Origin of the sequence: Brevundimonas lutea (genome assembly GCF_003704105.1) — a bacterium.
Lineage (GTDB): Bacteria > Pseudomonadota > Alphaproteobacteria > Caulobacterales > Caulobacteraceae > Brevundimonas > Brevundimonas lutea.
Genome location: NZ_QUOQ01000002.1, coordinates 20,244 through 43,910, shown reverse-complemented (window position 1 = coordinate 43,910; position 23,667 = coordinate 20,244). Strand labels below are relative to the sequence as shown.

The following is a 23,667-nucleotide window of genomic DNA, read 5'->3' as shown; positions in this document are numbered from 1 at the left end:
GTCAAGCCGGGCTCAGGCCTTCTGGTCCAGGCTCTCGCCCGTCGAACCGGGCGCGTCATAGCCGCCCTGCCCGCCCGAGCCCTTGGCGGCGACCACCACCATGGCGGGGCGCACGACACGGCCGAACAGCTCATAGCCGGTCTGAAGCGTCTGGATCACCGCGCCGCCGGGCACCGACGGGTGCGGCTGTTCCATCATGGCCTGGTGCAGATTAGGGTCGAAGGCCTCGCCGGCCTCGGGCGCCACACGCTTCAGCCCATTGGCTTCGAAGGCCTGGAGCAGAGACTTTTCGGTCAGTTCCAGTCCGGAGATCAGCCCCGCGGCCTGGGTGTCGGCGTCTTTTGGCGCGGCCTGCAGCGCACGCTGCAGATTGTCGGCCACGCCCAAGAGGTCGCGCGAAAAGCGCTGGATGGCGTAGGCGCGGGCGTCGTTCATCTCGCGCTCGGCGCGTCGCCTGGTGTTATCGGCCTCGGCGACGGCGCGCAGCGCCCGGTCCTTCCACTCGTCGCGCTCGGCGGCGACGCGTTCGATGGCGGCGGCGACGTCGTCCGACGCCTCGCCTTCATCATGATCGGCGCTCCATGCGGCGCCGTCGGCCTCGGCGCGGGCGATGTCCTCGGCCAGCTGTCGGTCGGTCATGTCGTGGTCAGGAGCCTTGGGGTCGGTCACGTCTCATCGATCCAGCATGCGGCCCAGCACCCGGGCGGTATAGTCCACCAACGGGATGACACGGGCGTAATTCAGTCGGGCGGGTCCGATCACGCCGATGGCGCCCAGAACCCGTTGTTGTCGCCCGCTCATATAGGGCGCCGCGATCACGGCGGAACCCGAAAGCGAGAAAAGGCGCGTCTCGGCGCCTATGAAGATTTTCACCCCCTCGGCGGAATCGACCCCGTCCAAGAGGCCGATCAGCTGCTCCTTCTGCTCGAGATCATCGAACAGCACCCGCACCCGCTCCAGATCGGCCAGGGCGTCGCGGTCCTGAAGCAGGTTGGCGCGTCCGCGCACGATCAGCGCCCGTTCCCGCTCCGGCCCGCCGGACCAGGCCGCCAGGCCGTCCTCGACCAGCCGCGCGGCGGTGGCGTCCAGTTCCGAGCGCGCGGCGTCCAGCTCGACCCGCATCTCCAGCCGGGCCTCGGCCAGGGGCCGGCCCTTCAGCCGACTGTTCAGGAAATTGGACGCCTCCTGCAGGGTCGAGGGCGTCACTCCGGGGGCCAGAGGCATCAGACGGTTCTCCACCGTGCCGTCGTCGGCGACCAGCACGGCCAGCGCCTGGTCGGGCGACAGGTGCACGAACTCGACGTGCTTGACCCCGGCGTCGCGCACCGGAGTCGACACCACCCCCGCCCCGCCGGCCAAGCCGGACAACAGGTTGGTGGCCTCGTCCAGCGCGTCCTCGAACCGCATGCCGCCGCGACCGATCAGCCGGGCGTCGATCTCGCGCTTCTCGCCCTCGGTGACGTCGCCGATCTCCAAGAGGCCGTCGACGAACAGGCGCAGACCCGCATGGGTCGGCGCCCGCCCGGCGGAGGTGTGCGGCGCCATCAAGAGCCCCGCCAGGGTCAGGTCCTGCATGGTGTTTCGGATCGAGGCGGGCGACAGCGAGATGCCCGCCCGCGCCAGGGTGCGCGACCCGACCGGCTCTCCGGTTTCCAGATAGGTCTCGACGATGCGCCGGAAGATGTCGCGGGCGCGGGCGTCCAGTCCGGTCAGGCCGGCGTAGGGTGGCGGCGGAAAGCTCATCGCGCCTCCCACTGGCCACGGGTCAGCCGGTGGACCAGACAGTCGTCTTCGTCGTTGAACACGCGCCGGCCCTCGGGCCGGAAGCCGAGCCGTTGATAGAAGCGATGGGCAGCGGTGTTGGAGGTCAGCGGATCGATGACCACGCCGTCCACCGTCTTGTCGGCGAAAGCGGCGTTCAGCGCCTGGGTCATCATCGCCGTGCCGATGCCGCCGTTCAGGGCGTTCGGCTCTCCGATCCAGATGTCGATGGCGCGCAGACCCGGCTCGATCTCGCCCCAGTAGTGGGACGGCTCGGTGTGGGGATCGCAGACCTGGAGCACCCCGACCGGGCGTCCGTCGGCCTCGGCGATGAAGGTGGTGATGCCGCTCGCGTCATCGGCCAGCTCCTCGCGCCAGTCGATGCCGTCGAAGGCGACCTCCAGGTCCGGCCGGTCGCTGGAGCAGGCGATGACGTGCGGCTGGCGATCCCACCGCTCGAGCGTGGCCACGTCGGCCGGGGTGGCCGAACGCAGTCGGACATTCGGGGGCGAACCGGGGGACAGGGCCATGGCTTTAGGATAAGCCGCCCCCGACGCCGTTCCAACTGCCATGAGCATCCCATGCGCCCCTCCGACCGCCGCCCCGATCAGCTCCGCCCCGTGACGCTGGAGACCGGGGTCAACCGCTACGCCGAGGGGTCGTGTCTGGTGTCGTTCGGCCATACCCGCGTGCTGGTCACCGCCTCGGTCGAGGAGAACGTCCCCGGCTGGATGCGCAACAAGGGTCGCGGTTGGGTCACGGCGGAATACGGCATGCTGCCGCGCGCCACCCACACGCGCGGACGGCGCGAGGCGGCCCAGGGCAAGCAGTCGGGCCGGACCCAGGAAATTCAGCGCCTGATCGGACGATCCCTGCGCGCCGTGGTCGATCTCCAGGCCCTGGGCGAGCGTCAGGTCGTGCTGGACTGCGATGTCATCCAGGCCGACGGCGGCACCCGCACCGCCGCCATCACCGGCGCCTGGGTGGCCATGGCCTCCGCGCTGGGCTGGCTGAAGGCCGAGGGCGTACTGAAGACCGATCCTGTTCTGGATCAGGTCGCCGCCATTTCGTGCGGCGTGTTCGCCGACACCCCGGTGCTGGACCTCGACTATGAGGAGGACTCCAACGCCGAGGCGGATTCCAACTTCGTCCTGACGGGCTCCGGGACAATCGTCGAAATCCAGGCCACCGGCGAGAAGCGCGGCTTTTCCCGCACGGAATTCGACCAGCTGTTCGGCCTGGCCGAGGCCGGATGCGCCGAGCTGTTCATCCTGCAACGCCAAGCGGTCGAGGCGGCCATCGCGGCGAGGTGACCATGAGGCGATCCGCGCGGACCCGTGCGGTGTCGCCAAACTGTCATCGCTTCGTCGTAAAGGCGCGGGCGAACGGCGGCATGGTCCGCCCGCTCTCTTCAGAGCCGTCCGCGCGACGGCTGCGCCACGGTGATCGATGATCCTTCTGGTCCTGATCCTGCTGATCGGCTTCTCGGCCGCCGCCTACTGGGCCGGCCGTCGACTGGCGCGTCGGCGGGCGGCGGGGACGCGGGCGCATTCATCGCTGGGCTATCATGGCGCCTACGTCCTGTTGTGGGCGGCCATCCCGGCGCTGGTGGTGCTGATCCTGATGGCGGTGTTCTCGACCGGCATCCAGTATCAGCTGCTGCTGGCCGATGCGCCGGAGGCCATCCGGGCGCTGGACCCGATGCGCCAAGGGGCCTTCTGGTACGACGTCCTGACCGTCGCCGACGGCGGGACGCCCCAACAGATCTGGGCCGGACCCCAAGCCGAGCTGCTCCAGTCCGAGGCCCAACGCGCGGCGCGCATCGGCGGCCTGATGACATTGGGCGGCGCCGTGGCCGCCGTGCTGGCCGGGCTGATCGGCCTGGGCCTGGCGCTGCGACGGGTGGCGCCGCAGTTCCGCGCCCGCAATCGGGTCGAGGGATGGATCGCCGCCTTCCTGTTCGTCTGCTCGGCCATCGCCATCCTGACAACCCTGGGCATCATCGCCTCGCTGCTGTTCGAATCGCTGCGCTTCTTCCAGTCGGTCTCGCCGCTGGAATTCCTGTTCGGAACCCAGTGGAGCCCTCAGATCGCCATCCGCGCCGATCAGGTGGGCCAGACCGGCGGCTTCGGCGCCGCGCCCCTGTTCGTCGGCACCTTCCTGATCATGATGATCGCCATGCTGGTGGCGGGACCGATTGGCCTGTTCTCGGCGATCTATCTGTCGGAATACGCCGGGCCGCGTCAGCGCGCGATCATCAAGCCGGTGCTGGAGATTCTCGCCGGGGTGCCGACCGTGGTCTACGGCTTCTTCGCCGCCCTGACGGTCGGCCCCGCTCTGCGCGGGTTCTTCAACGGCGTCGGCGCCCAGCTGGCGGGCGGGCCGCTGGATTCTCTGGGTCAGTATCTGATGCTGGTCCAGAACCAGATGGCCCTGGTGGCGGGCGGCGTGATGGGCATCATGCTGATCCCCTTCGTCTCGTCCCTGTCGGACGACATCATCAACGCCGTGCCCCAGAGCCTGCGCGACGGCTCGTACGCGATGGGGGCGACCAAGTCCGAGACGGTCAAGCGGGTTCTGCTGCCCGCCGCCCTGCCGGGCATCGCTGGCGCCTTCCTGCTGGCGGTGTCCAGGGCCATCGGCGAGACCATGATCGTGACCATGGCGGCGGGCCTGGCGGCGCGGATGACCCTGAACCCGCTGGACACCGTCACCACCGTCACCGTCCAGATCGTCACCCTGCTGACAGGGGATCAGGAGTTCAACAGCCCCAAGACCCTGGCGGCCTTCGGCCTGGGCCTGACCCTGTTCATCGTCACCCTGGGGCTGAACATCATCGCCCAGCAGATCGTCCAGCGCTACCGGGAACAGTATGACTGACGCCGCCCTCCCCCCGGCGGTCGCCCCGGCGCGGCCCGCGACCGCCGCCATCCAGAAGCGGCTCAAGGCGCGCTACGCCCGCGAGAAGCGGTTCCGCGCCTATGGCCTGATCGCCATCGGTATCGCCGTGCTGTTCCTGGCGGTGCTGCTGGGGTCGATCGTCAAACAGGGCTATTCCGCCTTCTACACCCACGCGGTCACCGCCGAGGTCTATCTCGATCCGGCCGTCATCGACGCCTCCAATCCCGGCGGCGCCAACTACGATCAGCTGATCGCCTCGCAACAGCTGGCCGAGCTTGGGGTCGCCGACGACGAGCGCGGAACCCGATCGACCGCCATGCGGGCCCTGTTCTCGCCCGACGCCGGTTTCGGCCTGCGCGAGCGGGTCATCGAGGATCCGTCCCTGATCGGCCAGACGATCGAGTTCACCGCCCCCATCGGTGACGACGCCGACCTCTATTTCAAGGACGACATCAGCCGCGACACGCCCCAAGCCCAACGCCGGCTAAGCGACGAGCAGCTGGCCTGGCTGGACCGGATGGAGCAGTCCGGCGCCGTCACCTCGGGCTTCAATTCGGACTTCTTCACGCGCGGCGACTCGACCCAGCCGGAGCTGGCTGGCGTGTTGGGCGCGGTGATCGGCTCGGCCCTGATGCTGCTGGTCACGGGGCTGCTGGCCATCCCCATCGGCGTCGGCGCGGCGGTCTATCTGGAGGAATTCGCCCGGAAGAACCGGATCACCGCCTTCATCGAGGTCAACATCAACAATCTCGCGGCCGTGCCCTCGATCGTCTACGGCCTGCTGGGTCTGGCGGTGTTCATCAACTGGATGCACCTGCCGCGCGCCAGCCCGCTGGTCGGCGGCCTGGTGCTGGCCCTGATGTCGCTGCCGACCATCATCATCGCCACCCGCTCGGCGCTTAAGGCAGTGCCGCCCTCTATCCGCGAGGCGGCCCTGGCCATGGGCGCCAGCCGGACCCAGTCGGTGTTCCACCACGTCCTGCCCCTGGCCATGCCCGGCGTCATGACCGGCGCCATCCTGGCCATGGCTCACGCCCTGGGCGAGACGGCGCCGCTGCTGCTGATCGGCATGGTCAGCTTCACCCCGGGTATCCCCGAGGGCCTGACCTCGCCGTCCGGCGCCCTGCCCGTGCTGGTCTACATCTGGGAGAACGCCTCCGAGCGCGCCTTCCACGAGCGCACCGCCGCCGCCATCCTGGTGCTGCTCGCCTTCATGATCGTGATGAACCTCGTCGCCATCGTCCTTCGGCGGCGCTTCGAACGCCGCTGGTGATCGCATGACAATGAACCCCGACCTCGTCGCCCCGTCCCGCGAGCCTCGCCAAGGCGATGTCAGCGCATTGGACACCGATCGCAACCCAGGACACGCCGAGGCGCCCGTCCCGACGGTGGTGCATCCGGGACTGACCGGGCCCATCAAGATCAAGGCCGAGGATGTCTCGGTCTTCTACGGCCAGAAGCAGGCCCTGTTCGACGTGTCGCTGGACATCGCCGACAAGGCCGTGACCGCCTTCATCGGCCCGTCGGGCTGCGGCAAGTCGACGTTCCTGCGTTGCATCAACCGGATGAACGACACCATCCCGTCGGCCCGGGTCGTGGGCAAGATCACCATCGACGGCCAGGACATCACCGACCGCTCGATCGACCCGGTGCTGTTGCGCGCCCGGGTAGGCATGGTGTTCCAGAAGCCAAACCCCTTCCCCAAGTCGATCTTCGAGAATGTCGCCTACGGGCCCAAGATCCACGGGCTGACGGCGAACAAGACCGAGCTGGCGGACCGGGTCGAACACAGTCTGAAGCGCGCCGGCCTGTGGAAGGAAGTCGCCGACCGGCTGGAAAGTCCCGGCACCGGCCTGTCGGGCGGGCAGCAGCAGCGGCTGGTCATCGCCCGCGCCATCGCGGTCGAACCCGAGGTGATCCTGATGGACGAGCCCTGCTCGGCGCTGGATCCCATCGCCACCGCGCGCATCGAGGAGCTGATCGACGAGCTGCGCGAAGAGTACTGCATCGTCATCGTCACCCACTCGATGGCCCAGGCGGCCCGCGTCAGCCAGCGCACCGCCTTCTTCCACCTGGGCCAGCTGATCGAGGTCGGGCCGACCGAGGACATCTTCCAGAACCCGCGCGAGCGTCGCACGCTCGACTACATCACCGGCCGCTTCGGCTGAGGACCCAATCATGAACCAGCACACCGTCAAGGCCTACGGCGACGAACTGGACCAGCTGACCGCCGAGGTCGTCCGCATGGGCGGCATGACCGAGGCCCAGGTGTCGGACGCCATCGACTCCATCGCCCGGCGCGACGTAGCCCTGGCCAAGTCCGTGATCGAGCGCGACGAGAAGCTCGACGCCCTGCAGCATGAGATCGAACGCAAGGCCATTCGCCTGATCGCCCTGCGCCAGCCCATGGCGTCGGACCTCAGGAAGGCCTTGGCGGCGATGAAGATCGCGGTCGATCTGGAACGCGCCGGCGACCTCGCCAAGAACATCGCCAAGCGCGGCCTGGCGCTGATCGACGGCGAGCCGATGACGCCCCTGACCCGCTCCATCGTGCGGATGGGCCAGTTGGTCTCGACCCGGCTGAAGGAGGTGCTGGACGCCTATACGACCTCCGAGGTCGAGGGCGCCATCGCCGTGTGGAAGCACGACGACGACATCGACGAGCACTACAACGCCCTGTTCCGCGAACTCCTGACCTACATGATGGGCGATCCGCGCACGATCGGGGCCTCGACCCACCTGTTGTTCATGGCCAAGAACCTGGAGCGGATCGGCGACCACGCCACCAACCTGGCCGAAACCATCCACTACGAGATCACGGGCGAGGAGATCGCCGGTGATCGGCCCAAGTCCAACGCCACCGCCGAGGACATCGGCGATCCCTACACCGCCACTGAAATTGGAGACCGGGGATGACCCCCTACATCCTGCTGATGGAGGACGAGGACGCGCTCGGCGAACTGGTCCGCTACAACCTTGAGAAGGAAGGCTACCGGGTCGTCGTCGCCCAGGATGGGGACGAGGGCTTGCTCCAGATCGACGAGCAGCTGCCGGACCTGGTGCTGCTGGACTGGATGATGCCGGGGGTGTCGGGGATTGAGGTCTGCCGCCGTCTCCGCGCCCAGCCCCAAACGCGCAATCTGCCGATCATCATGCTGACGGCGCGCGGCGAGGAGACGGACCGCATCCGCGGCCTGGACACGGGCGCCGACGACTATCTGACCAAGCCGTTCTCGATGATCGAGCTGATGGCCCGCATCCGCGCGGTGCTGCGCCGCATCCGTCCGGGCCTTGCCGACGATCGTGTCGGCCACGGCGACATCCTGATCGACCGGGTGTCGCACCGGGTGAAGCGCGGCGAAAAGGATGTGCACCTGGGACCGACCGAGTACCGTCTGCTGGATTACTTCATGCAGCACCCCGGCCGGGTGTTCAGCCGCGAGCAGCTTCTGGACGCCGTGTGGGGTTCGGACGTCTATGTCGAGGCGCGAACCGTCGATGTGCACGTCGGACGGCTGAGGAAAGCGCTCGACATTCCCGGCGCGCTGGGCGACCCGATCCGGACGGTCCGCTCTGCCGGCTACGCCCTCGACCTCGAGCGTTAAGCCCGGCCCGCGTGGGCGGACAGCATGGCGGCGTCGACGCCAAGCCCGGCCAGGGCGCGCCGCCATTTTGAGCGATGATCCTGGTCGAACAGCACGTCGAGGCTGGGCTCGGCGGTGAGCCAGACATTGTCGGTCAGCTCTTCCTCGAGCTGGCCCTCGCCCCAGCCGGCGTAGCCCAGCACCAGGATGGCCCGCTGCGGGGCGATGTCGGGATCGGTCATGGCCGCCAAAGCCTCCTTGGTGGCGGTGATGGCCAGGTCGTCGCCGATCATCAGGCTGGCGTCGGCCACGCTCCAGTCGCTGGTGTGCAGCACGAAGCCGCGTTCCTTGTCGACCGGACCTCCCGCGAGAACCGTCTGGATCGGCGCGTTTTCGGCTCCCTCCACATTCAGCTTGGACAGCACGCCCGCCAGATCAACGCCCGGGGCCGGGCGATCCAGGCGCAGCCCCATGGCGTGGTCGCGTTGATGCGCGCAGACCAGGATCACCGCGTGCTCGAAGCGCGGATCGCCGATGCCCGGCATGGCCACCAGCAGGCGGCCGGCGAGGGAGTCGAAACGGGTCGGGGCGTCGGTGGCCATAGGGCGTGATCGTCCTTTCCCGCCTATCCTCCGGCCAAAGGCGGCCGGGCGCAATGATCGAACGCGCTCTGAGAGAGTGCCTGGCGCCTTGGCGTAGGCCGGGCGCGCGCCTATGTCGCGGGCCTCATCCCTCACGGCCGGACCCTCTCCATGACCATCCAGATCGGCGACCGCATCCCCGACGCCACCCTGACCACCCCGACCGCCGACGGTCCCAAGCCGGTCTCGACCGGCGAGCTGTTCGGCGGCAAGACCGTGGCCCTGTTCGCCGTGCCGGGGGCCTTCACCCCCACCTGCTCCGCCCGCCACCTGCCCAGCTTTCAGGATCAGGCCGAGGCTTTGAAGGCCAAGGGCGTGGATCAGATCGCCTGCGTATCCGTCAATGACGCCTTCGTCATGGGCGCCTGGGGCGAGGCCTCCAACGTCAAGGACGGCGAGATCGTGATGCTGGCGGACGGCAATGGCGAGTTCACGCGGAAGCTCGGGCTGAGTCTCGACGCCTCCGGCTTCGGCATGGGCGAACGGTCCCAGCGCTACTCCATGCTGGTCGAGGACGGCGTGGTGAAACAGCTGAACGTCGAACAGGGCGGTGAATTCCGCGTCTCGTCCGGCGACTATCTGGTCGAGCAGCTCTGACCCCATCACCGATGTCTACGGCCCGGAGAAACGCAGCGCGGTGATGCGCCGCGTCCGGGCCCGCGACACCGGACCGGAACTGAAGGTCCGCAAACGCCTCAGAGCGCTCGGCGTCGGCTATCGACTGGGCGGCTGGGGCCTGCCCGGACGCCCGGACGTGGTCATGCCTGGCCGCCGGCTGGCGATCTTTGTCCACGGTTGTTTCTGGCATGGCCACGACTGTCCGCGTGGAGGGCGCGAGCCCAAGACCAACGCTGATTACTGGCGCGCCAAAATCGCGCGCAATCGTCAACGCGACCGGACAGCGCTCGACGCGCTCGAGAACTCGGACTGGCGAACGCTGGTGCTCTGGGAGTGCCAGCTGAAGGATGAGGCGGCGCTGGACCGCAGGCTGGCCGCAGTGGTCAGTCAGGCGGCTTCGGTCTCGGCCTGAACCTCTTCGCGGGCGGACAACGCCTGGGTCAGGGCGCCCAGCAGACTGCCGGGCGTCAGCGGCTTGGACACGAACAGTTCCATGCCAGCCGCCTGGCAAGCGGCCACATCTTCGGCGGCGCTGTCGGCGGTGACGGCGATCACGGGCGTGTCGCGGTTGACGCTGGTTCCCGCCCGCAGACGGCGAGTGGTCTCGCGCCCGTCCAATTCCGGCATGCGCACGTCCATGAAGATCACATCGAACGGCTCGGCCTCGGCCGCGGCCAGAGCCGCCATGCCGTCGGCGGCCTGAACCGACTCGGCTCCGAAGGGGGCGAGGATCAGCTGGATGGCGCGACGATTGATCTCGTGGTCGTCGACGATCAGCACGCGCAGGGCGCGCTCCTCCGGCTCGGCTTCTTCGACGGCCGTCTCCTCGACCTCGGGGTGAGCGTTACCGGCCGCAACAGGGAGCGTCTCGGGGGCAGGAGCGAGCGGGGGCCGGATGGGGTTCAGCGCTCTAACCACGGCGGCGCGCTGATCCACCCCGGCGAAGGGGTCGACCGGGCGGGCGACGGGCTCGGCCTTCTCCACCGTCAGCGAGAGAGTGAAGACGGCGCCTCGGCCCGGCGCGCTGCGCGCGGTCAAACGGCCGCCCATCAGGGCCGCGAGATCGCGGCTGATCGAAAGACCCAGGCCGGTGCCGCCGTGGCGCACCGCGACCGACTGATCGGTCTGGTCGAAGGCGGTGAACAACCGGCTCAACTGCTCGTCGGTCATGCCCGGACCGGAATCCTCGATATCGATCAGCAGGGCCAGGCGCCCGTCGTCCTCGGCCCAGGACCGCACCCGGATACCGAGATGGCCGCGATCGGTGAACTTCAGGGCGTTGGAGATCAGATTGTTGAGTATCTGGCGCAGCCGCATGGCGTCGCCGACGATCCACGCCGGCGCCTCGCGGCCCGCATCAATGCGCAGCCGAAGACCCTTACCCGCGACGGCGGGACGCCAGAAGCGCGCGGTCTGGCTCAGCAGGCGACGCAGCTCCATCGGCTCGCGTTCGACGGTCATCCGACCCGCGTCCAGTTTCGCCTGATCCAGCAAATCGTCCAGCATGGCCTTCATCATCAGGCCGGCTTCGGTGATCAGCTGCGCCTTGGCGCGCGCGCGCCCGTCGGTTGATCCCCCGGCGTCACGCTCCAATTCGGCCGCCCCGGTCAGGATGGCGCTGATCGGGGTGCGCAGGTCATGCCCCACGGCGGCGAGAAAGGCGGACTGGGCGCCCATGCGACGCTCGGCCTCTTCCCGTCGCTGCTGGCTATCCATCTGCGCGGCCGTCTCGGAGCGATAGACATCATTCATCGTCCGCCAGGTCCACAGACAGTAGATGCTGAAGGTGACGCCGCAGATCAGAGTGGCGACCACGAACGGAGCAGGCGCGCCCAATCGGGTCATGAACCAGGCCCCGAGGCACAGGTAGAGATACTGAGGACCGGCGGTCGCCAGCAGGGCCCGCATCGAGCCGACCGAATGCAGGGTCGAATACAGAGCGCCGCCGCACAGCAGCGCGGTGGCGCACAGCCCGCCCATAACCCCGCCGGTCAGCCACAGGGGGATCGACAAGGCGCCGAAGCTCGCGCCGGAAAGGAACAGCGCCGCCATGCCCACCGCCATGCGGCCGGGCGTGACCTCCCGCCCCTTGGCCGCCGCCGACAGGGCCAGATGCTCCAGTCCCTGGGCGATCACGAAAGCGATCAGCCAGGGCAGCGTCTGCTCGAAACCAAGCACCGGGGAGAAGATGATGGCGGCGGCGGTCGAGACGGTGGCGCGTTGCATCCAGCCGCGCTGGCGCTGTTGCAGCGCGCGCGTCCAGCCGGTCATTTCCGCAACGTCGATCGCCGTCATCGCCCCGCCATCACATGGGCCGCTCGCTCAGGGGCTCGAACTGGCCCGGCGGCTCCAGGCCGTCATGATGACGCGCATGGCCTAACGTGGAGTCAACGCGCGCCCACGGCCTCCACGACGCTGGCGAAGCCGTCGGCGCGCAGCCGTTCGGCGAGGTCCCGCTTGAGGCGCGCCAAAAGGCTAGGCCCCTCAAACACTAGGGCGGAATAGATCTGCACCGCTGCGGCGCCCAGCCGGATGCGATGATAGGCCTCGGCGCCGCTGTCGATCCCGCCCGCCGCGATCAGGGGCAGGCGGCTCTCTGCGGCCTCGGCGGCGGCCTGGAGCGCGCGGCGGGCGATCTCCGCCATCGGCCGGCCGGACAGGCCGCCGCTCTCACCCTTGGCAGGGGCGGTCAGGCTGTCCGGGCGCTCCAGCGTGGTGTTGGACACGATCAGGGCGTCGATCCGGTGCGCCAGCGCCGCCTCGACGATCTCGCCGATCTCAGCCGCCGACAGGTCCGGCGCGATCTTGAGAAACACGGGCCGCCCTCCCCGAGCCTCCGCGACCCGACCCAGCAGATCGTCCAGCGCCCCCCGGTCCTGCAGGGCGCGCAGGCCCGGCGTGTTGGGCGACGAGATGTTGACGGTGACATAATCGGCCAGGTCGCGGACCCGGCGCAGGCCCGTCACATAGTCGGCGGTGCGGTCCTCACTGTCCTTGTTCGCCCCCAGATTGGCGCCGACGACCAGGCCGCCGGAGCGACGACGCAATCGATCGGCGAAGGCGTCCAGGCCCTCGTTGTTGAAGCCCATGCGGTTGATCACGCCTCGGTCGGGCTTCAGCCGGAACAGGCGTGGGCGCGGATTGCCGGGCTGCGGCCGGGGCGTGACCGACCCGCACTCCACGAAGCCGAACCCGGCCCGCGGCAACCCCTTCAACGCCCGCCCGTCCTTGTCGAACCCGGCCGCCAGCCCGACCGGGTTGGGCAGATCCAGACCCGCCAGGTGCGTTTTCAGGATCGGCGGATCAGCGCGGGTGTCGCCGGACCCAAGACCCAGCTCCAGCGCCCGCACGGCCAGACGGTGCGCCGTTTCGGCGTCGAGCCTGCGAAGGCTGGCGGCGGCGAGGTCGTTCAGGCCCATGCTCACCGCCAGGGGCTGGTGATGCGGCCGTCGGCGCCGACCGCGAAGGCGTCGTCGCGGATCACCGCTTGGACCGGCAGGGGGCCGTAGATGTGCGGAAACAGCGCGCCGTCGCGCGACGGCTCCCACACCACCGCTCCGCCCAGACCGGTCAGGTCGACCAGAAGCAGGCGCAGGTCGTCCTGGCCGGCGTAGTGTCGTCGCGCCGTCTCCTCCAGCTGATCGCGGGTGCTGAGATGAATGAAGCCGTCGGCCCGATCCACAGTCGAGCCCTCAAATACGCCGGCCTCGCGCGCCTCCGCCCAGTCGGCGGCCTCCACGATCTTGTAGGCCGAGCTGGGGTGACGACTCATGGCAGGGCCTCGATGTCGGCGGGGGTCCAGAACGCCTCGAAGGTCCAGCGACCGCCCTCGCGCCGGAAGACGGCGGCCGCGCCGGGCGGAAAGCCGCGCTGCAGCCGATCGACGTCCGCCAGCGCCGCCCCGCTCTCGGCGAGCAGATCCAGCCCCAGGGCATGGACGCCCGGATTGTGGGCCACCAGCATGAACACGCCGGCCCACTCGGCGGCGCCCTCGACCGCTCGGCGCAGGGTGTCGGGCCCGGCGTCATAAAGGTTTTCGTCGCAGTCCAGGTCGGCATCGCCAAAGCTGGCCGAGGCGTGATCCCAGGTCTGTCGCGTGCGCCGGGCGGGCGAGACGCAGGCCCCGTCGGGCGCCAGGCCCTTGCCCGCCAGCCATCGGCCCATGGCGCGGGCGTCGGCGACGCCCCGCTCGGTCAGGGGCCGGTCGCGGTCGCCCTGGCCCGTCGGCGCGCGACCCGCCTCGGCATGGCGCATGATGATCAACCGGTTCATTTGTCTGCGCTTAGGCGCGTTCGATGGCGCCGGGAAGACGGCAGGGCGCGCGCGCCGCCCGGCACGGGTTGAGGCGACGGCAGTGGCTTCAGCAGTTCGCCCAGCGCCGCCCGCGCCCCCAGGCCTCGCGGCGTTCGGGCATAGGTGCGGCGCGCGGCCTCCAGCAGCACGATGCCGGCCGCGCCGGGCGCCACCATTTGGCCGATCCGCTCCACCGCGTCGGCCATGCCCAAAGCCGGTCGCCACGGCGGCACATAGAGGGTCTGGGACCAGGCGACGGGTTCCAAATCGACCTCGCGCACCAGCTGCTCCAGCTGTCCCCGGCTGAACGGTCGTCCATGGCCGAAGGGGGTGTTCTCGGCCCGGCCCCAGAAGCCGCCGCGCGCCGCCGCCACCAGGATGATGCGTCCGGCGGGCGACAGGGCGCGCACGGCCTCGGTCAACAGTTGACCCGGCGCGTCGGCCTCCTCCAGCGCGTGGACCATCAGGACGCGGTCGAACATGCCCGCGCGGAACGGCAGGCGGTCGTCCTCGACCATCACCGTGGCGTTGCGGCCGGTCTCGGGCCAGGCCTCCGCCCCCTGGCCCTTCGGCATGGCGGCGACTACCCGCCGCGCGCCGGAAAAGGCGTCCAGCCAGGGCGTGGCGTAGCCGATTCCGAGAACGTCGCAGCCCATGGCCTGGCCCCAGGCGTCGTCCAGCCGGCGCGCCACCAGCCGCCGCACCAGCCGCCCGGCCGGCTCGCCATAGAAGGCGCGGACCTCGTCGATACTCCTGCGCATGACGCCACTATGGGGCCGGACCGCCGCCCCTGCTAGACTTGCGGCCATGACCCTCGACGTGCGCCTGTTTCCCTGCCTCTCCGACAACTACGGCATCCTGATCCGCGATCAGACCAGCGGCGTGGTCGCCGCCATCGACACGCCGGAGGTGGAGCCCTATCGCGCCGAGATCGCGGCCAGCGGCTGGAACCGGCTGGACCTGATCCTCAACACCCACTGGCACCCCGATCACACCCAGGGAAACGCGGCGCTCAAGGCCGAATTCGGGGCGATGGTCGTCGCGCCCGAGGAGGTCACTCGTGTGGGTGAGGTGGATCGGATCGTCGGTGACGGCGACGTCGTCGAGGTCGGCGAAACCCAACTGGAAGTCACCGTCACGCCCGGTCACACCCTGGGCCACATTGTCTATCGCGACGCGGCAGGCGGTCAGGCCTTCGTCGGAGACACCCTGTTTCCACTAGGCTGCGGCCGGCTGTTCGAGGGGACGGCGGAGCAGATGTTCGACAGCCTCGCCCGGCTCAAGGCCTGGCCCGACGACACGGTGCTGTGGTGCGCCCACGAGTACGCCGTGGCCAACGCCCGCTTCGCCCTGTCTTTGGACGACGACCCGGCCCTGACCGGCCACGCCGAAACGATCTTCTCAGCCCGTCGCGAGGACCGACCGACCGTGCCGACGACCCTGGCCATCGAGCGTCGGTTCAACCCCTTCCTGACAGCGCCCGACGCCGCCGAGTTCGCCCGCCGCCGCGCGGCCAAGGACGGGTTCAAGGGTTAGGGCTCAGCGCGTCAACCACCCCAGAAGGGCCCGGGTCGAGGAATCGAGCCCCTCGGACGGCGCGCCCGCCTCGACATCCTTCAGGATGGCCTTGGCCAGCACCTTGCCCAGTTCGACGCCCCACTGGTCGAAGCTGTTGATGTCCCAGATCACCCCCTCGACGAAGGTCTTGTGCTCGTACAGCGCCAGCAGGGATCCCAGCGTTTCTGGCGTCAGGGCGTCCATCAGGATGGTCGTCGACGGCCGGTCGCCCGGGAAGGTCTTGTGCGGGGCCAGACGGTCAGCCTCGGCATCCTCCGCGCCCGCGGCGATCAGCTCCGCCCGGGCCTCCGCCCCAGACTTGCCGATCATCAGCGCCTGGGCCTGCGCCAGGGCGTTGGCCCAAAGCGCCGGCTGATCCCGGCCGTCCTCGCCCTTGCGCACCACCACGAATTCGGCCGGAACGACCTCCGGCCCCTGGTGAATCTGCTGGAAAAAGGCATGCTGACCGTTGGTGCCGGGCTCGCCGAACACCACCGGGCAGGTCCCGCGCGTCGCCACCCCGCCGTCGCGTCGCACCCGCTTGCCGTTCGATTCCATCTCCAGTTGCTGCAGGAAGGCGGGCAGGCGGCGCAGGCGGTGGGCATAGGGGGCGACCGTCCGGGCGCGGCGTCCCTTCGCATCGACGTTCCACACCTGGGCCAGGGCCAGCATCACCGGCGCGTTGGCCTCGAGAGGCGCCGTGCGGAAGTGATCGTCCATCGCCGCCGCCCCGGCCAGCATCCGGTCGAACACTTCGGCGCCCAGACCGATGACGCAGCTGAGGCTGACCGCCGACCACAGCGAGTAGCGACCGCCCACCCAGTCGCGGAATCCGAACGTCCGGCCGCACCCAAAGGCCTCCGCCCGCTCCGGCGCCGCCGTCACCCCGACCAGGTGAGGACGGACGTCGCCACCCTTCAGCCCGGCCTCCAGCCAGGCCTTGGCCCGCTCGGCGTTGGCCAGGGTCTCCTGGGTGGTGAAGGTCTTGGACACGACCACGACCAGAGTTTCGGCCGGGTCCAGCCCGGTCAGGGCCTCGGCCATGTCGCCGTCGTCGATATTGGCCACGAAGCGCAGATCGATGGCGGGCTCCAGCGGTTTCAGCGCCTCCCACACCAGCCGCGGCCCCAGGTCCGAGCCGCCGATCCCGATATGAACCAGGGCGCGGATCCGCCTGCCGTCCGACCCTGTGATCGTCCCATCGCGGACCGCCTCGGCATAGTCGGCGACCGCGCGCCGGGTCTGTTCGACCTCGCGCGACACCGGCTCGCCCAGGGCGGCATAATCCGCGCCGTCGGCGGCCCTGAGCGCCGGGTGCAGCACCGCCCGGCCCTCGGTGGCGTTGATCGCCTCGCCGCCGAACAGGGCCGCGCGCCGGTCCTGGACCCGCGCCGCCCGCGCCAGCCCCAGCAGCGCCTCCAGCCCCGCGCGGCCGAACGTCTGTTTCGAAAGGTCGAGCGTCAGCCCGGCCGCCTCCAGCGTCAGCCGCCCGACCCGATCCGCGTCGGCGGCGAAGTGATCGCGGATCGTCGCCTCCCGTTCAGCCTCCGCCGCGTGGTCCAGGGCGGTCCAGGCGCTGTCGAGCTCGGCGGATGGCGGCATGGGACTTGCTCCGGGCGGGATCGGGAAAGCTCCCGTTTACGGCTCGGGTCTAAACCGGGGCAACACGAAAGGTTCATGCCGATGTCCTGCGGACTCCTGATCGCCGCCGCCCTGCTGGTCACCGATCCCAGCGTCGCTGACGCCCATGCCGGCCATGCCGCCGCCGCGACTGCGCCGGCCGCCCCCCCGTCTGTCGCCACGGAGCCGCTGTTCGCCAATATCGTCAGCCGGTCCGAGACCCTGCGCGCCATCGTCGATGGCTGGATGGAGGCCGCCGCCGCGCCCGACGCCGGCGAATTCGCCGCCTTCAAGGCTCAGACCGTGGAACTGGCCGCCCGCGACATGGAAGGTCACGTCGATCTGCGCGAGCGCGGCGTCGACGGCGACCTGAAATGCATCCTCAAGGGCATCGCCGAAGACATGCCGCTGAAGGTCGCCGCGGTCGAGGGCGCCGCCGACGACGCGGCCCGCCAGTCGGCCCTTTCCGAGCTGCGCTACCTGCTCAACGACAATGTCGAGGTCATCACCTCGCCCCCGACCCCGGCGGCCTAGGATCGTCGTCGCGGGCGCTTGTTTAGCCGGCTTGGTTCATCACAGCGACCACAGCGAAAGACACAGCGACACGACGAGAGCGGTCTCGCTTCCAGGATCGCGCTCTTCTTGCGGGCGGTAATTCAGGGCGGCTTCGCCGCCGTGGAAATGCCCACGGCCGATCGTTGGAGCTCGGCGGCCCCACTAGCTATAGCCTCGTTGTGATCGTCGTGCGCTCGTTGTGCCCGTTGTGATGAACCCACAGGGGCAGACGCGATGCACCGGATGCGGCTAGACACGCCGCATGGCCGCCGACTCATCCCGACCGCTCGACCCCGGCGCCCCGCCGGGGCTGGACGCCGCGCGAGCCTTGCTTGAGCGCGCCTGGGGCCATTCGGATTTTCGGGGGCGTCAGGCGGAGGTGGTCGAGGAAATCCTGGCCGGGCGCGACGTCCTGGCCGTCTTGCCGACGGGCGGCGGCAAGAGCGTCTGCTATCAGATCCCCGCCATGCTGCGCCCCGGTCTGGGCTTGGTGGTGTCGCCGCTGATCGCCCTGATGACCGACCAGGTCGAGGCGCTGAAGCAGTTGGGCGTTGCCGCCGCGCGGCTGGACTCCGGGATATCCATGGACGACCGCTCGGCCGTCTGGCGCGCGGCCCAGGCCGGCGAGCTGGACCTGCTCTATGTCTCGCCCGAGGGCCTGGCCCAGCCGCATATGATCGACCGGCTGCGCGAGCTGCCGCTCAGTCTGATCGCCATCGATGAGGCGCACTGCGTCTCTCAGTGGGGCCACGACTTCCGGCCCGACTATCGCGGCCTCGGCCGGCTGGTCGAACTGTTTCCCGGCGTGCCCCGCATCGCCGTCACCGCCACCGCCGATCCGCGCACCCGCGACGACATCCTGGCCTCGCTGCGGCTCGAGGGGGCAGTCGTGGTGGTCGACAGCTTCGCCCGCCCGAACCTGCAGCTGGCGGCCGAGCGCAAGACCTCGCGCGCCAAGGGCGAGGCCCGGGTCATCGAACTGGTCCGCGAGCGGCGGGGCAAGTCCGGCGTGGTCTATTGCGGCTCGCGCGAAGGCTGCGAGCGGATGGCCGACGCGCTCGGCCAGGCCGGCGTCAACGCCATCGCCTATCATGCCGGCATGGCGCCGCAGGAGCGCGACCGGCGGCTGGAGCGGTTCCTCGGCGAGGACGGGGCGGTGATGGTGGCCACCATCGCCTTCGGCATGGGGGTGGACAAGCCGGACGTCCGCTTCGTGATCCACCTGGATCCGCCCGGATCGCTGGAGGCCTACTGGCAGGAGATCGGTCGGGCCGGGCGCGACGGAGAGCCGGCCGACGGCGTCACCCTGTTCAGCCCCTCCGACATCGCCTGGAGCCTGAAACGGCTGAACGGCCGCCCGATGGCCGACGAGGTCAAGACCGTCCAGACGCGCAAGGTGCGTCAGCTGTTCGCCATGCTGGACGGCGGCCACTGTCGGCCCCAGACGGTGCGGCGCTATTTCGGCGAGACCGACGCCGGCCCCTGCGGTGTCTGCGACCTGTGTCTCGATCCCGTCCAGACCCACGACGCCACCGTCCCGGCCCAGAAGGCCCTGGCGGCGGTGCATCGCCTGGGCGAGCGGTTCGGGCGGGGCCGGGTGGTGGACCACCTGACCGGCCGCACCAAGGACGTCCAGCCTTGGGAGCAGGCGCTGTCCACCTGGGGCATCGGATCGGACCTGGCCCCCGCCGCCTGGCGCGATCTGGTCGATCACCTGCTGTTCGAGGGGCTGCTGGCCGAGGATCCCAATGACGGCCGGCCCCTGGTCACGCTTGGCGATCCCGCGGCGGTCCGCGCCGTCTATCGCGGAGAGCGCCGGGTCGAGACGCGTCGCGCGCCGGTCGCCCGCGCGGACACCCGCTCGGGCAATCCCAGGAAGCGCGATCGCAGCCACGCCGAGGAGGTGCTGACGCCCGAGGCCTTCGCCCGGTTCGAGGCCCTGCGCGCCTGGCGCCGCGAGCGCGCCGCCGAACAGCATGTGCCGCCGTATGTCATCTTCCACGACCGCACCTTGGCCGAGATCGCCCGCGCGGCGCCCTCCGGCCTCGACGCGCTCGGCCGCCTGCCCGGCGTCGGCGCCGCCAAGCTGGACCGCTACGGCGCCGCCGTGCTGGCGGCGCTGGCCCGCGCGGACTGAGCCAGAAAACGGTCCATCGCCTCGGCGAAGGCGGTGGGGCGGTCGATCATCACCATGTGCTGGGCCCCCTCGATCCGCTCATAGGTCGGCGCCGACGGCAGGCCGCGATAGCCGGCCCGGAACAGGCCATCGACCTGGGCGCGGGGTGAGGTCTCGGACGGGCTCCAGCCATAGACGACGGTCACGGGCGCGGTGATGCGTGGCAGCGAACTCCGCAGGTCGGAGGTCATGACCTCGTAAAGCCCCTGCGCCAGCACCCGTCGATCGCCGCCCTGCCAGCCCAGGGTGCCGAACACCGCGTCGGCCGCCCCGCCAAGGTTCTGACCCAGCTGCCGGCCCTGGGCGTCCAGGGCGGCGTCGCCGAGAAAGAGCAGGGCGGTGCGCGCCAGTTCGGCGAGCGGCCTGACGTCGTCCACCGTGGTGCGAGCATCCACCAGAGCGGGGAAGAAGGGCGAGGAATCCACCGCCATCACCCGTCCGATCTCAGTCGGGGCCAGGGCGGCGGTCCTGAGGGCGATCTGACCGCCCAGGGAGTGGCCGACCATCGCGGGGCGATCCAGGCCCTGTTCGCGGACATAGCGCACGATCTCCTGGGCGGCCGGACCCGACAGGGCGCGATCGGCATTGGTCCCGGCCGCCAGGGGGCCAAAACCCCGGATGGCGACCAGATGCACGCGATAGCGACTGTCCAGGCGATTGGCCTCGCGCGACCAGATCGCGGGGGTCGACGCCAGTCCCGGCACGAAGACGATGTCGGGCGCCCCCTGGGGCCCGCGCGCGCTGACGGTGATCACCTCGGATCGATACGGCGTCTGGGCGGACGCAGGAACCGCGGCGGCCAGCAAAAGGGTCAGGGCGAGCAGCAATCGAATCATGGTCCGGTGCTGAACGACGAAGACGGCGATAGGTTGTCTCGGCGACGCCGACGACGGCGGTTCACGATCACGGATCTGGGAGGCGACAGGACGTTGGAAGCGATATCGTCGGGCCTGGCGCGCCGTATGGCGCTGGCCGCTCAGGGGTTCGGCCAGGCCGCGCCCGGCCGCGTGGACCGTCGACGGTTTCGCGCCCTCGCGCGGCGCCTCGGGGTGATCCAGCTGGACAGCGTCAATGTCGTCAGCCGCACCCACTACCTGCCACCGCTGGCGCGCCTGGGCTCCTACCCGCGCGACCTGCTCGAGGCGGAAGCCTGGGGTCCTCGGCCCAGCCTGTTCGAATACTGGGGTCATGAGGCCTCGCTGATGCCGGTCGAGCTCCAGCCTATTCTGCGCTGGCGCATGGCCGATGCGGCGGCCGGGGCTGGAATATGGAAAGGTGTGGCGCGCTTTGGCCATGAGCGCAGCGCGTTTATCGAGGACATCCTGGCCGAGATCGAGAGTCGCGGCCCCGTCACCGGCGGCGACTTCGCCGAGGGTCCGCGCGGTCAGCCGGGCTGGTGGTCATGGTCGGACGGCAAGCGCGCCCTCGAATGGCTGTTCTGGACCGGCCGGATCACCACCCGGACGCGCCGCAACTTCGAGCGGGTCTATGATCTGACCGAACGGGTACTCCCCGAGGGGGTGACCGCGGCCCCCACGCCCGATCGCGCCGAGGCCCAGCGCGCGCTCCTCCGCATTGCGGCCCGGGCGATGGGGGTGGCCACCGCCACGGACCTGCGGGACTATTTCCGCCTGCCGTCCGAGGATGCGCGCGCCCGGATCGCGGAGCTGGTCCAGTCGGGAGACCTGACGCCGATGACGGTGCGTGGCTGGAACCGGCCGGCCTTCGCCGACCCCGGAGCCCGCCGCCCGCGCCGCGTCGAGGGCGACGCCCTGCTGTCGCCCTTCGACAACCTGATCTGGACCCGCGACCGGACCGAGAGGCTGTTCGGCGTCCGGGTTCGCCTGGAAATCTACACACCCGCCGAAAAGCGCCGACGCGGCTATTATGTGCTGCCGTTTCTCCAGGACGAGGCCATCACGGCGGCCGTCGATCTGAAAGCCGATCGGGCGAAGCGGACCCTGCGCGTTCAGGCCGCTTGGCGAGAGCCGGACACCGATGGGGATACCGCGAGCCGGCTGGCTCGCGCCCTGCGGTCAATGGCGGAATGGCTGAGCCTCGATAGGGTCGAGGTGGCCGGGCGCGGCGACCTGGCCGATGACCTGACCGCCGCGCTGGACTGACACTCAGGCGGCGCTCAGCCGCACATCGACATTGCCGCGCGTGGCGTTGGAGTAGGGGCAGACGGCGTGGGCCTTTTCGATCAGTTCGTCGATCTTCGCCTGATCCAGACCGTGGTCGGTGACCTTGAGCTCGATGTCGAGATTGAAACCCTCGCCCTTGTCGTTCTTGCCGAAACCGACGGTGGAGTGGACCCGGGTGTCCGGCCCCACGGGCGAGCCCGCCTTGCCCGACACGAGGCGGAGCGCGCCGAGGTAGCAGGCGGCGTAGCCGGTGGCGAACAGCTGTTCGGGATTGGTCCCGTCGCCGCCCTTGCCGCCCATCTCGGTCGGGGTGGACAGCTTCACATCGATCTTGCCGTCGTCGGTACGACTGCGCCCGTCTTCACGGCCGCCGCCCGAGGCGGTGGCGTGGGCCTTGTAGAGAACGTCCATGGGATGGCTCCTGTGGTGAGGGAAGCCTTGGGAACGTGGCGGCGTGCGGAGCGATCCCTCTTGGCGCCGGAGCCGCCCCCGCCTGGACACAGAGCGCACAAACGAAAGCGGCCCCCGGATTGCTCCGGGGGCCGCTCAAGATCAGCTTTTGGAGCCGATCCTTACTCGACGATCTTGGACACGACGCCGGCGCCGACGGTGCGGCCGCCTTCGCGGATGGCGAAGCGCAGCTTTTCTTCCATGGCGATCGGGGTGATCAGCTCGACGTCCAGCTCGGCGTTGTCGCCGGGCATGATCATCTCCACACCTTCCTTGAGGTGCACGATGCCGGTCACGTCCGTGGTGCGGAAGTAGAACTGCGGACGGTAGTTCGTGAAGAACGGCGTGTGACGGCCGCCCTCTTCCTTGGTCAGGATATAGGCCTCGGCCACGAACTTGGTGTGCGGGGTGATCGAGCCCGGCTTGCACAGCACCTGGCCGCGCTCGACGTCCTCACGCTTGGTGCCGCGCAGCAGTACGCCGACGTTGTCGCCCGCCTGGCCCTGATCCAGCAGCTTGCGGAACATCTCGACGCCCGTGCAGGTCGTCTTCTGGACCGGACGGATGCCGACGATCTCGACTTCCTCGCCGACCTTGACGATGCCGCGCTCGACCCGGCCCGTGACCACGGTGCCGCGGCCCGAGATCGAGAAGACGTCTTCCACCGGCATCAGGAACGGCAGGTCGATCGGACGCTCCGGCTGCGGGATGTAGTCGTCGACCGTCTGCATCAGCGCCAGGATCTGGTTCTCGCCGATCTCGGGGGTCTTGCCCTCGACCGCGGCCAGAGCCGAACCCTTGGTGATCGGAATGTCGTCGCCCGGGAACTGGTAGGAGCTGAGGAGCTCGCGCACCTCCATCTCGACCAGCTCAAGCAGCTCTTCGTCGTCGACCATGTCGACCTTGTTCATGAACACCACCAGCGCCGGCACGCCGACCTGACGGGCCAGCAGGATGTGCTCGCGGGTCTGCGGCATCGGGCCGTCGGCGGCCGACACCACCAGGATCGCGCCGTCCATCTGCGCCGCGCCCGTGATCATGTTCTTCACATAGTCGGCGTGGCCCGGGCAGTCGACGTGGGCGTAGTGACGGTTGGCCGTCTCATATTCCACGTGCGCGGTGTTGATCGTGATGCCGCGGGCCTTTTCTTCCGGCGCCGCGTCGATGTCCGCATAAGCCTTGGCAACCGCGCCGCCCGACTTGGCCAGCGTCATGGTGATCGCCGCCGTCAGCGTCGTCTTGCCGTGGTCAACGTGACCGATCGTGCCGATGTTGCAGTGCGGCTTGTTACGTTCGAACTTTTCCTTGGCCATTCTCTTCTCTCCGTCCCCTGAACAGGGGGCTTATCCTTGGGTTGTCAGGGGCCC

At 69.6% G+C, this 23,667-nt stretch carries 25 protein-coding genes; 12 read left to right on the top strand and 13 right to left on the bottom strand.

Translation table 11 applies throughout. The features are described from left to right. Positions 1–12: 12 nt before the first annotated feature. The 3 genes from grpE to EES48_RS00235 are packed head-to-tail and all read right to left on the bottom strand — an operon-like array spanning position 13 to position 2,291. Positions 13–639, bottom strand: a complete 627-nt coding sequence (grpE, locus tag EES48_RS00245; RefSeq protein ID WP_122465061.1) for a nucleotide exchange factor GrpE — start codon at positions 637–639, stop codon at positions 13–15. A 33-nt stretch (positions 640–672) separates the two neighbouring features. Then, a complete protein-coding gene (gene hrcA, locus EES48_RS00240; protein WP_122464386.1) occupies positions 673–1,743 on the bottom strand; it encodes a heat-inducible transcriptional repressor HrcA in 1,071 nt (356 codons plus the stop codon). Beyond that, entirely contained in the window at positions 1,740–2,291 is a 552-nt protein-coding gene (locus EES48_RS00235) for a GNAT family N-acetyltransferase (RefSeq protein ID WP_122464385.1), read from the bottom strand. Before EES48_RS00235 ends, hrcA begins: the two co-directional genes overlap by 4 nt. Positions 2,292–2,342: 51 nt before the next feature. Between EES48_RS00235 and rph the strand changes: the two genes are divergently transcribed. The 6 genes from rph (at position 2,343) to phoB (ending at position 8,267) form a co-directional block, all read left to right on the top strand. After that, positions 2,343–3,074 (top strand): ribonuclease PH, encoded by a 732-nt coding sequence (rph, locus tag EES48_RS00230; protein ID WP_122464384.1) that lies wholly within the window; start codon positions 2,343–2,345, stop codon positions 3,072–3,074. 136 nt (positions 3,075–3,210) lie between these two features. Next, positions 3,211–4,641 carry a phosphate ABC transporter permease subunit PstC gene (pstC, locus tag EES48_RS00225; RefSeq protein ID WP_122464383.1) on the top strand — a complete coding sequence of 477 codons (1,431 nt, stop codon included), beginning with the start codon at positions 3,211–3,213 and terminating at the stop codon, positions 4,639–4,641. Then, positions 4,634–5,935 (top strand): phosphate ABC transporter permease PstA, encoded by a 1,302-nt coding sequence (gene pstA / locus EES48_RS00220; RefSeq protein ID WP_122464382.1) that lies wholly within the window; start codon positions 4,634–4,636, stop codon positions 5,933–5,935. Before pstC ends, pstA begins: the two co-directional genes overlap by 8 nt. Before the next feature lie 10 nt (positions 5,936–5,945). Then, positions 5,946–6,830, top strand: a complete 885-nt coding sequence (pstB, locus tag EES48_RS00215; protein ID WP_122464381.1) for a phosphate ABC transporter ATP-binding protein PstB — start codon at positions 5,946–5,948, stop codon at positions 6,828–6,830. Positions 6,831–6,840: 10 nt separating this feature from the next. After that, the gene (phoU, locus tag EES48_RS00210) at positions 6,841–7,578 is read left to right on the top strand and encodes a phosphate signaling complex protein PhoU (RefSeq protein ID WP_122464380.1); all 738 of its coding nucleotides are present in this window, start codon (positions 6,841–6,843) and stop codon (positions 7,576–7,578) included. Then, positions 7,575–8,267, top strand: a complete 693-nt coding sequence (gene phoB / locus EES48_RS00205) for a phosphate regulon transcriptional regulator PhoB (RefSeq protein WP_122464379.1) — start codon at positions 7,575–7,577, stop codon at positions 8,265–8,267. The genes phoU and phoB overlap by 4 nt, the downstream gene beginning before the upstream one ends. On the opposite strand, the gene EES48_RS00200 is transcribed toward phoB, so the two are convergent. Beyond that, complete coding sequence (locus tag EES48_RS00200) at positions 8,264–8,848, bottom strand: YqgE/AlgH family protein (RefSeq protein ID WP_122464378.1); 585 nt, start codon at positions 8,846–8,848, stop codon at positions 8,264–8,266. The two genes, phoB and EES48_RS00200, sit on opposite strands and share 4 nt — an antisense overlap. 150 nt (positions 8,849–8,998) lie before the next feature. Between EES48_RS00200 and EES48_RS00195 the strand changes: the two genes are divergently transcribed. Then, the gene (locus EES48_RS00195; RefSeq protein ID WP_122464377.1) at positions 8,999–9,484 is read left to right on the top strand and encodes a peroxiredoxin; all 486 of its coding nucleotides are present in this window, start codon (positions 8,999–9,001) and stop codon (positions 9,482–9,484) included. A 4-nt stretch (positions 9,485–9,488) separates the two neighbouring features. Next, positions 9,489–9,917, top strand: coding sequence for a very short patch repair endonuclease (locus EES48_RS00190; RefSeq protein ID WP_122465060.1), 429 nt, complete (start codon positions 9,489–9,491; stop codon positions 9,915–9,917). Here EES48_RS00190 and EES48_RS00185 read toward each other — a convergent pair. The 5 genes from EES48_RS00185 to EES48_RS00165 form a co-directional block, all read right to left on the bottom strand. Then, a complete protein-coding gene (locus EES48_RS00185) occupies positions 9,893–11,800 on the bottom strand; it encodes a hybrid sensor histidine kinase/response regulator (protein WP_240623162.1) in 1,908 nt (635 codons plus the stop codon). The genes EES48_RS00190 and EES48_RS00185 overlap by 25 nt on opposite strands. A gap of 92 nt (positions 11,801–11,892) precedes the next feature. Then, positions 11,893–12,924, bottom strand: coding sequence for a quinone-dependent dihydroorotate dehydrogenase (locus tag EES48_RS00180; RefSeq protein ID WP_122464376.1), 1,032 nt, complete (start codon positions 12,922–12,924; stop codon positions 11,893–11,895). A gap of 2 nt (positions 12,925–12,926) precedes the next feature. Continuing rightward, the gene (locus tag EES48_RS00175) at positions 12,927–13,277 is read right to left on the bottom strand and encodes a DUF952 domain-containing protein (RefSeq protein WP_122464375.1); all 351 of its coding nucleotides are present in this window, start codon (positions 13,275–13,277) and stop codon (positions 12,927–12,929) included. Beyond that, positions 13,274–13,777 carry a SixA phosphatase family protein gene (locus EES48_RS00170; protein ID WP_122464374.1) on the bottom strand — a complete coding sequence of 168 codons (504 nt, stop codon included), beginning with the start codon at positions 13,775–13,777 and terminating at the stop codon, positions 13,274–13,276. Before EES48_RS00170 ends, EES48_RS00175 begins: the two co-directional genes overlap by 4 nt. After that, entirely contained in the window at positions 13,774–14,559 is a 786-nt protein-coding gene (locus EES48_RS00165) for a class I SAM-dependent methyltransferase (protein WP_122464373.1), read from the bottom strand. Before EES48_RS00165 ends, EES48_RS00170 begins: the two co-directional genes overlap by 4 nt. 46 nt (positions 14,560–14,605) lie before the next feature. Between EES48_RS00165 and gloB the strand changes: the two genes are divergently transcribed. After that, on the top strand, positions 14,606–15,334 hold the full coding sequence (gene gloB / locus EES48_RS00160; RefSeq protein WP_122464372.1) for a hydroxyacylglutathione hydrolase: 729 nt from the start codon (positions 14,606–14,608) through the stop codon (positions 15,332–15,334). Positions 15,335–15,337: 3 nt separating this feature from the next. On the opposite strand, the gene pgi is transcribed toward gloB, so the two are convergent. Further along, on the bottom strand, positions 15,338–16,957 hold the full coding sequence (gene pgi / locus EES48_RS00155) for a glucose-6-phosphate isomerase (RefSeq protein WP_122464371.1): 1,620 nt from the start codon (positions 16,955–16,957) through the stop codon (positions 15,338–15,340). Positions 16,958–17,038: 81 nt separating this feature from the next. On the opposite strand from pgi, the gene EES48_RS00150 reads away from it, so the two are divergent. Continuing rightward, positions 17,039–17,509 (top strand): hypothetical protein, encoded by a 471-nt coding sequence (locus EES48_RS00150; RefSeq protein ID WP_122465058.1) that lies wholly within the window; start codon positions 17,039–17,041, stop codon positions 17,507–17,509. Positions 17,510–17,792: 283 nt separating this feature from the next. Continuing rightward, positions 17,793–19,667, top strand: coding sequence for a DNA helicase RecQ (recQ, locus tag EES48_RS00145; protein ID WP_122464370.1), 1,875 nt, complete (start codon positions 17,793–17,795; stop codon positions 19,665–19,667). Here the strand turns inward: recQ and EES48_RS00140 are convergent. Beyond that, positions 19,625–20,542: an alpha/beta fold hydrolase gene (locus tag EES48_RS00140; RefSeq protein ID WP_122464369.1), complete on the bottom strand. Its 918-nt coding sequence runs from the start codon at positions 20,540–20,542 to the stop codon at positions 19,625–19,627. The genes recQ and EES48_RS00140 overlap by 43 nt on opposite strands. A gap of 126 nt (positions 20,543–20,668) precedes the next feature. Between EES48_RS00140 and EES48_RS00135 the strand changes: the two genes are divergently transcribed. Further along, positions 20,669–21,829 (top strand): winged helix-turn-helix domain-containing protein, encoded by a 1,161-nt coding sequence (locus tag EES48_RS00135; protein WP_122464368.1) that lies wholly within the window; start codon positions 20,669–20,671, stop codon positions 21,827–21,829. Between the two features lie 3 nt (positions 21,830–21,832). Here EES48_RS00135 and EES48_RS00130 read toward each other — a convergent pair whose 3' ends face one another. Both EES48_RS00130 and tuf read right to left on the bottom strand, forming a co-directional pair. Next, the gene (locus tag EES48_RS00130; RefSeq protein WP_122464367.1) at positions 21,833–22,261 is read right to left on the bottom strand and encodes an organic hydroperoxide resistance protein; all 429 of its coding nucleotides are present in this window, start codon (positions 22,259–22,261) and stop codon (positions 21,833–21,835) included. A 161-nt stretch (positions 22,262–22,422) separates the two neighbouring features. Then, positions 22,423–23,613: an elongation factor Tu gene (gene tuf, locus EES48_RS00125; protein ID WP_122464366.1), complete on the bottom strand. Its 1,191-nt coding sequence runs from the start codon at positions 23,611–23,613 to the stop codon at positions 22,423–22,425. Positions 23,614–23,667: the final 54 nt, after the last annotated feature.

What these genes read in the sequence shown, in the direction of transcription:
- grpE (WP_122465061.1), bottom strand. Translation starts at nt 639, where the DNA reads ATGACCGACCGACAGCTGGCCGAGGACATCGCCCGCGCCGAGGCCGAC.
- hrcA (WP_122464386.1), bottom strand. Translation starts at nt 1,743, where the DNA reads ATGAGCTTTCCGCCGCCACCCTACGCCGGCCTGACCGGACTGGACGCC.
- EES48_RS00235 (WP_122464385.1), bottom strand. Translation starts at nt 2,291, where the DNA reads ATGGCCCTGTCCCCCGGTTCGCCCCCGAATGTCCGACTGCGTTCGGCC.
- rph (WP_122464384.1), top strand. Translation starts at nt 2,343, where the DNA reads ATGCGCCCCTCCGACCGCCGCCCCGATCAGCTCCGCCCCGTGACGCTG.
- pstC (WP_122464383.1), top strand. Translation starts at nt 3,211, where the DNA reads ATGATCCTTCTGGTCCTGATCCTGCTGATCGGCTTCTCGGCCGCCGCC.
- pstA (WP_122464382.1), top strand. Translation starts at nt 4,634, where the DNA reads ATGACTGACGCCGCCCTCCCCCCGGCGGTCGCCCCGGCGCGGCCCGCG.
- pstB (WP_122464381.1), top strand. Translation starts at nt 5,946, where the DNA reads ATGAACCCCGACCTCGTCGCCCCGTCCCGCGAGCCTCGCCAAGGCGAT.
- phoU (WP_122464380.1), top strand. Translation starts at nt 6,841, where the DNA reads ATGAACCAGCACACCGTCAAGGCCTACGGCGACGAACTGGACCAGCTG.
- phoB (WP_122464379.1), top strand. Translation starts at nt 7,575, where the DNA reads ATGACCCCCTACATCCTGCTGATGGAGGACGAGGACGCGCTCGGCGAA.
- EES48_RS00200 (WP_122464378.1), bottom strand. Translation starts at nt 8,848, where the DNA reads ATGGCCACCGACGCCCCGACCCGTTTCGACTCCCTCGCCGGCCGCCTG.
- EES48_RS00195 (WP_122464377.1), top strand. Translation starts at nt 8,999, where the DNA reads ATGACCATCCAGATCGGCGACCGCATCCCCGACGCCACCCTGACCACC.
- EES48_RS00185 (WP_240623162.1), bottom strand. Translation starts at nt 11,800, where the DNA reads ATGACGGCGATCGACGTTGCGGAAATGACCGGCTGGACGCGCGCGCTG.
- EES48_RS00180 (WP_122464376.1), bottom strand. Translation starts at nt 12,924, where the DNA reads ATGGGCCTGAACGACCTCGCCGCCGCCAGCCTTCGCAGGCTCGACGCC.
- EES48_RS00175 (WP_122464375.1), bottom strand. Translation starts at nt 13,277, where the DNA reads ATGAGTCGTCACCCCAGCTCGGCCTACAAGATCGTGGAGGCCGCCGAC.
- EES48_RS00170 (WP_122464374.1), bottom strand. Translation starts at nt 13,777, where the DNA reads ATGAACCGGTTGATCATCATGCGCCATGCCGAGGCGGGTCGCGCGCCG.
- EES48_RS00165 (WP_122464373.1), bottom strand. Translation starts at nt 14,559, where the DNA reads ATGCGCAGGAGTATCGACGAGGTCCGCGCCTTCTATGGCGAGCCGGCC.
- gloB (WP_122464372.1), top strand. Translation starts at nt 14,606, where the DNA reads ATGACCCTCGACGTGCGCCTGTTTCCCTGCCTCTCCGACAACTACGGC.
- pgi (WP_122464371.1), bottom strand. Translation starts at nt 16,957, where the DNA reads ATGCCGCCATCCGCCGAGCTCGACAGCGCCTGGACCGCCCTGGACCAC.
- EES48_RS00150 (WP_122465058.1), top strand. Translation starts at nt 17,039, where the DNA reads ATGTCCTGCGGACTCCTGATCGCCGCCGCCCTGCTGGTCACCGATCCC.
- recQ (WP_122464370.1), top strand. Translation starts at nt 17,793, where the DNA reads ATGGCCGCCGACTCATCCCGACCGCTCGACCCCGGCGCCCCGCCGGGG.
- EES48_RS00140 (WP_122464369.1), bottom strand. Translation starts at nt 20,542, where the DNA reads ATGATTCGATTGCTGCTCGCCCTGACCCTTTTGCTGGCCGCCGCGGTT.
- EES48_RS00135 (WP_122464368.1), top strand. Translation starts at nt 20,669, where the DNA reads ATGGCGCTGGCCGCTCAGGGGTTCGGCCAGGCCGCGCCCGGCCGCGTG.
- EES48_RS00130 (WP_122464367.1), bottom strand. Translation starts at nt 22,261, where the DNA reads ATGGACGTTCTCTACAAGGCCCACGCCACCGCCTCGGGCGGCGGCCGT.
- tuf (WP_122464366.1), bottom strand. Translation starts at nt 23,613, where the DNA reads ATGGCCAAGGAAAAGTTCGAACGTAACAAGCCGCACTGCAACATCGGC.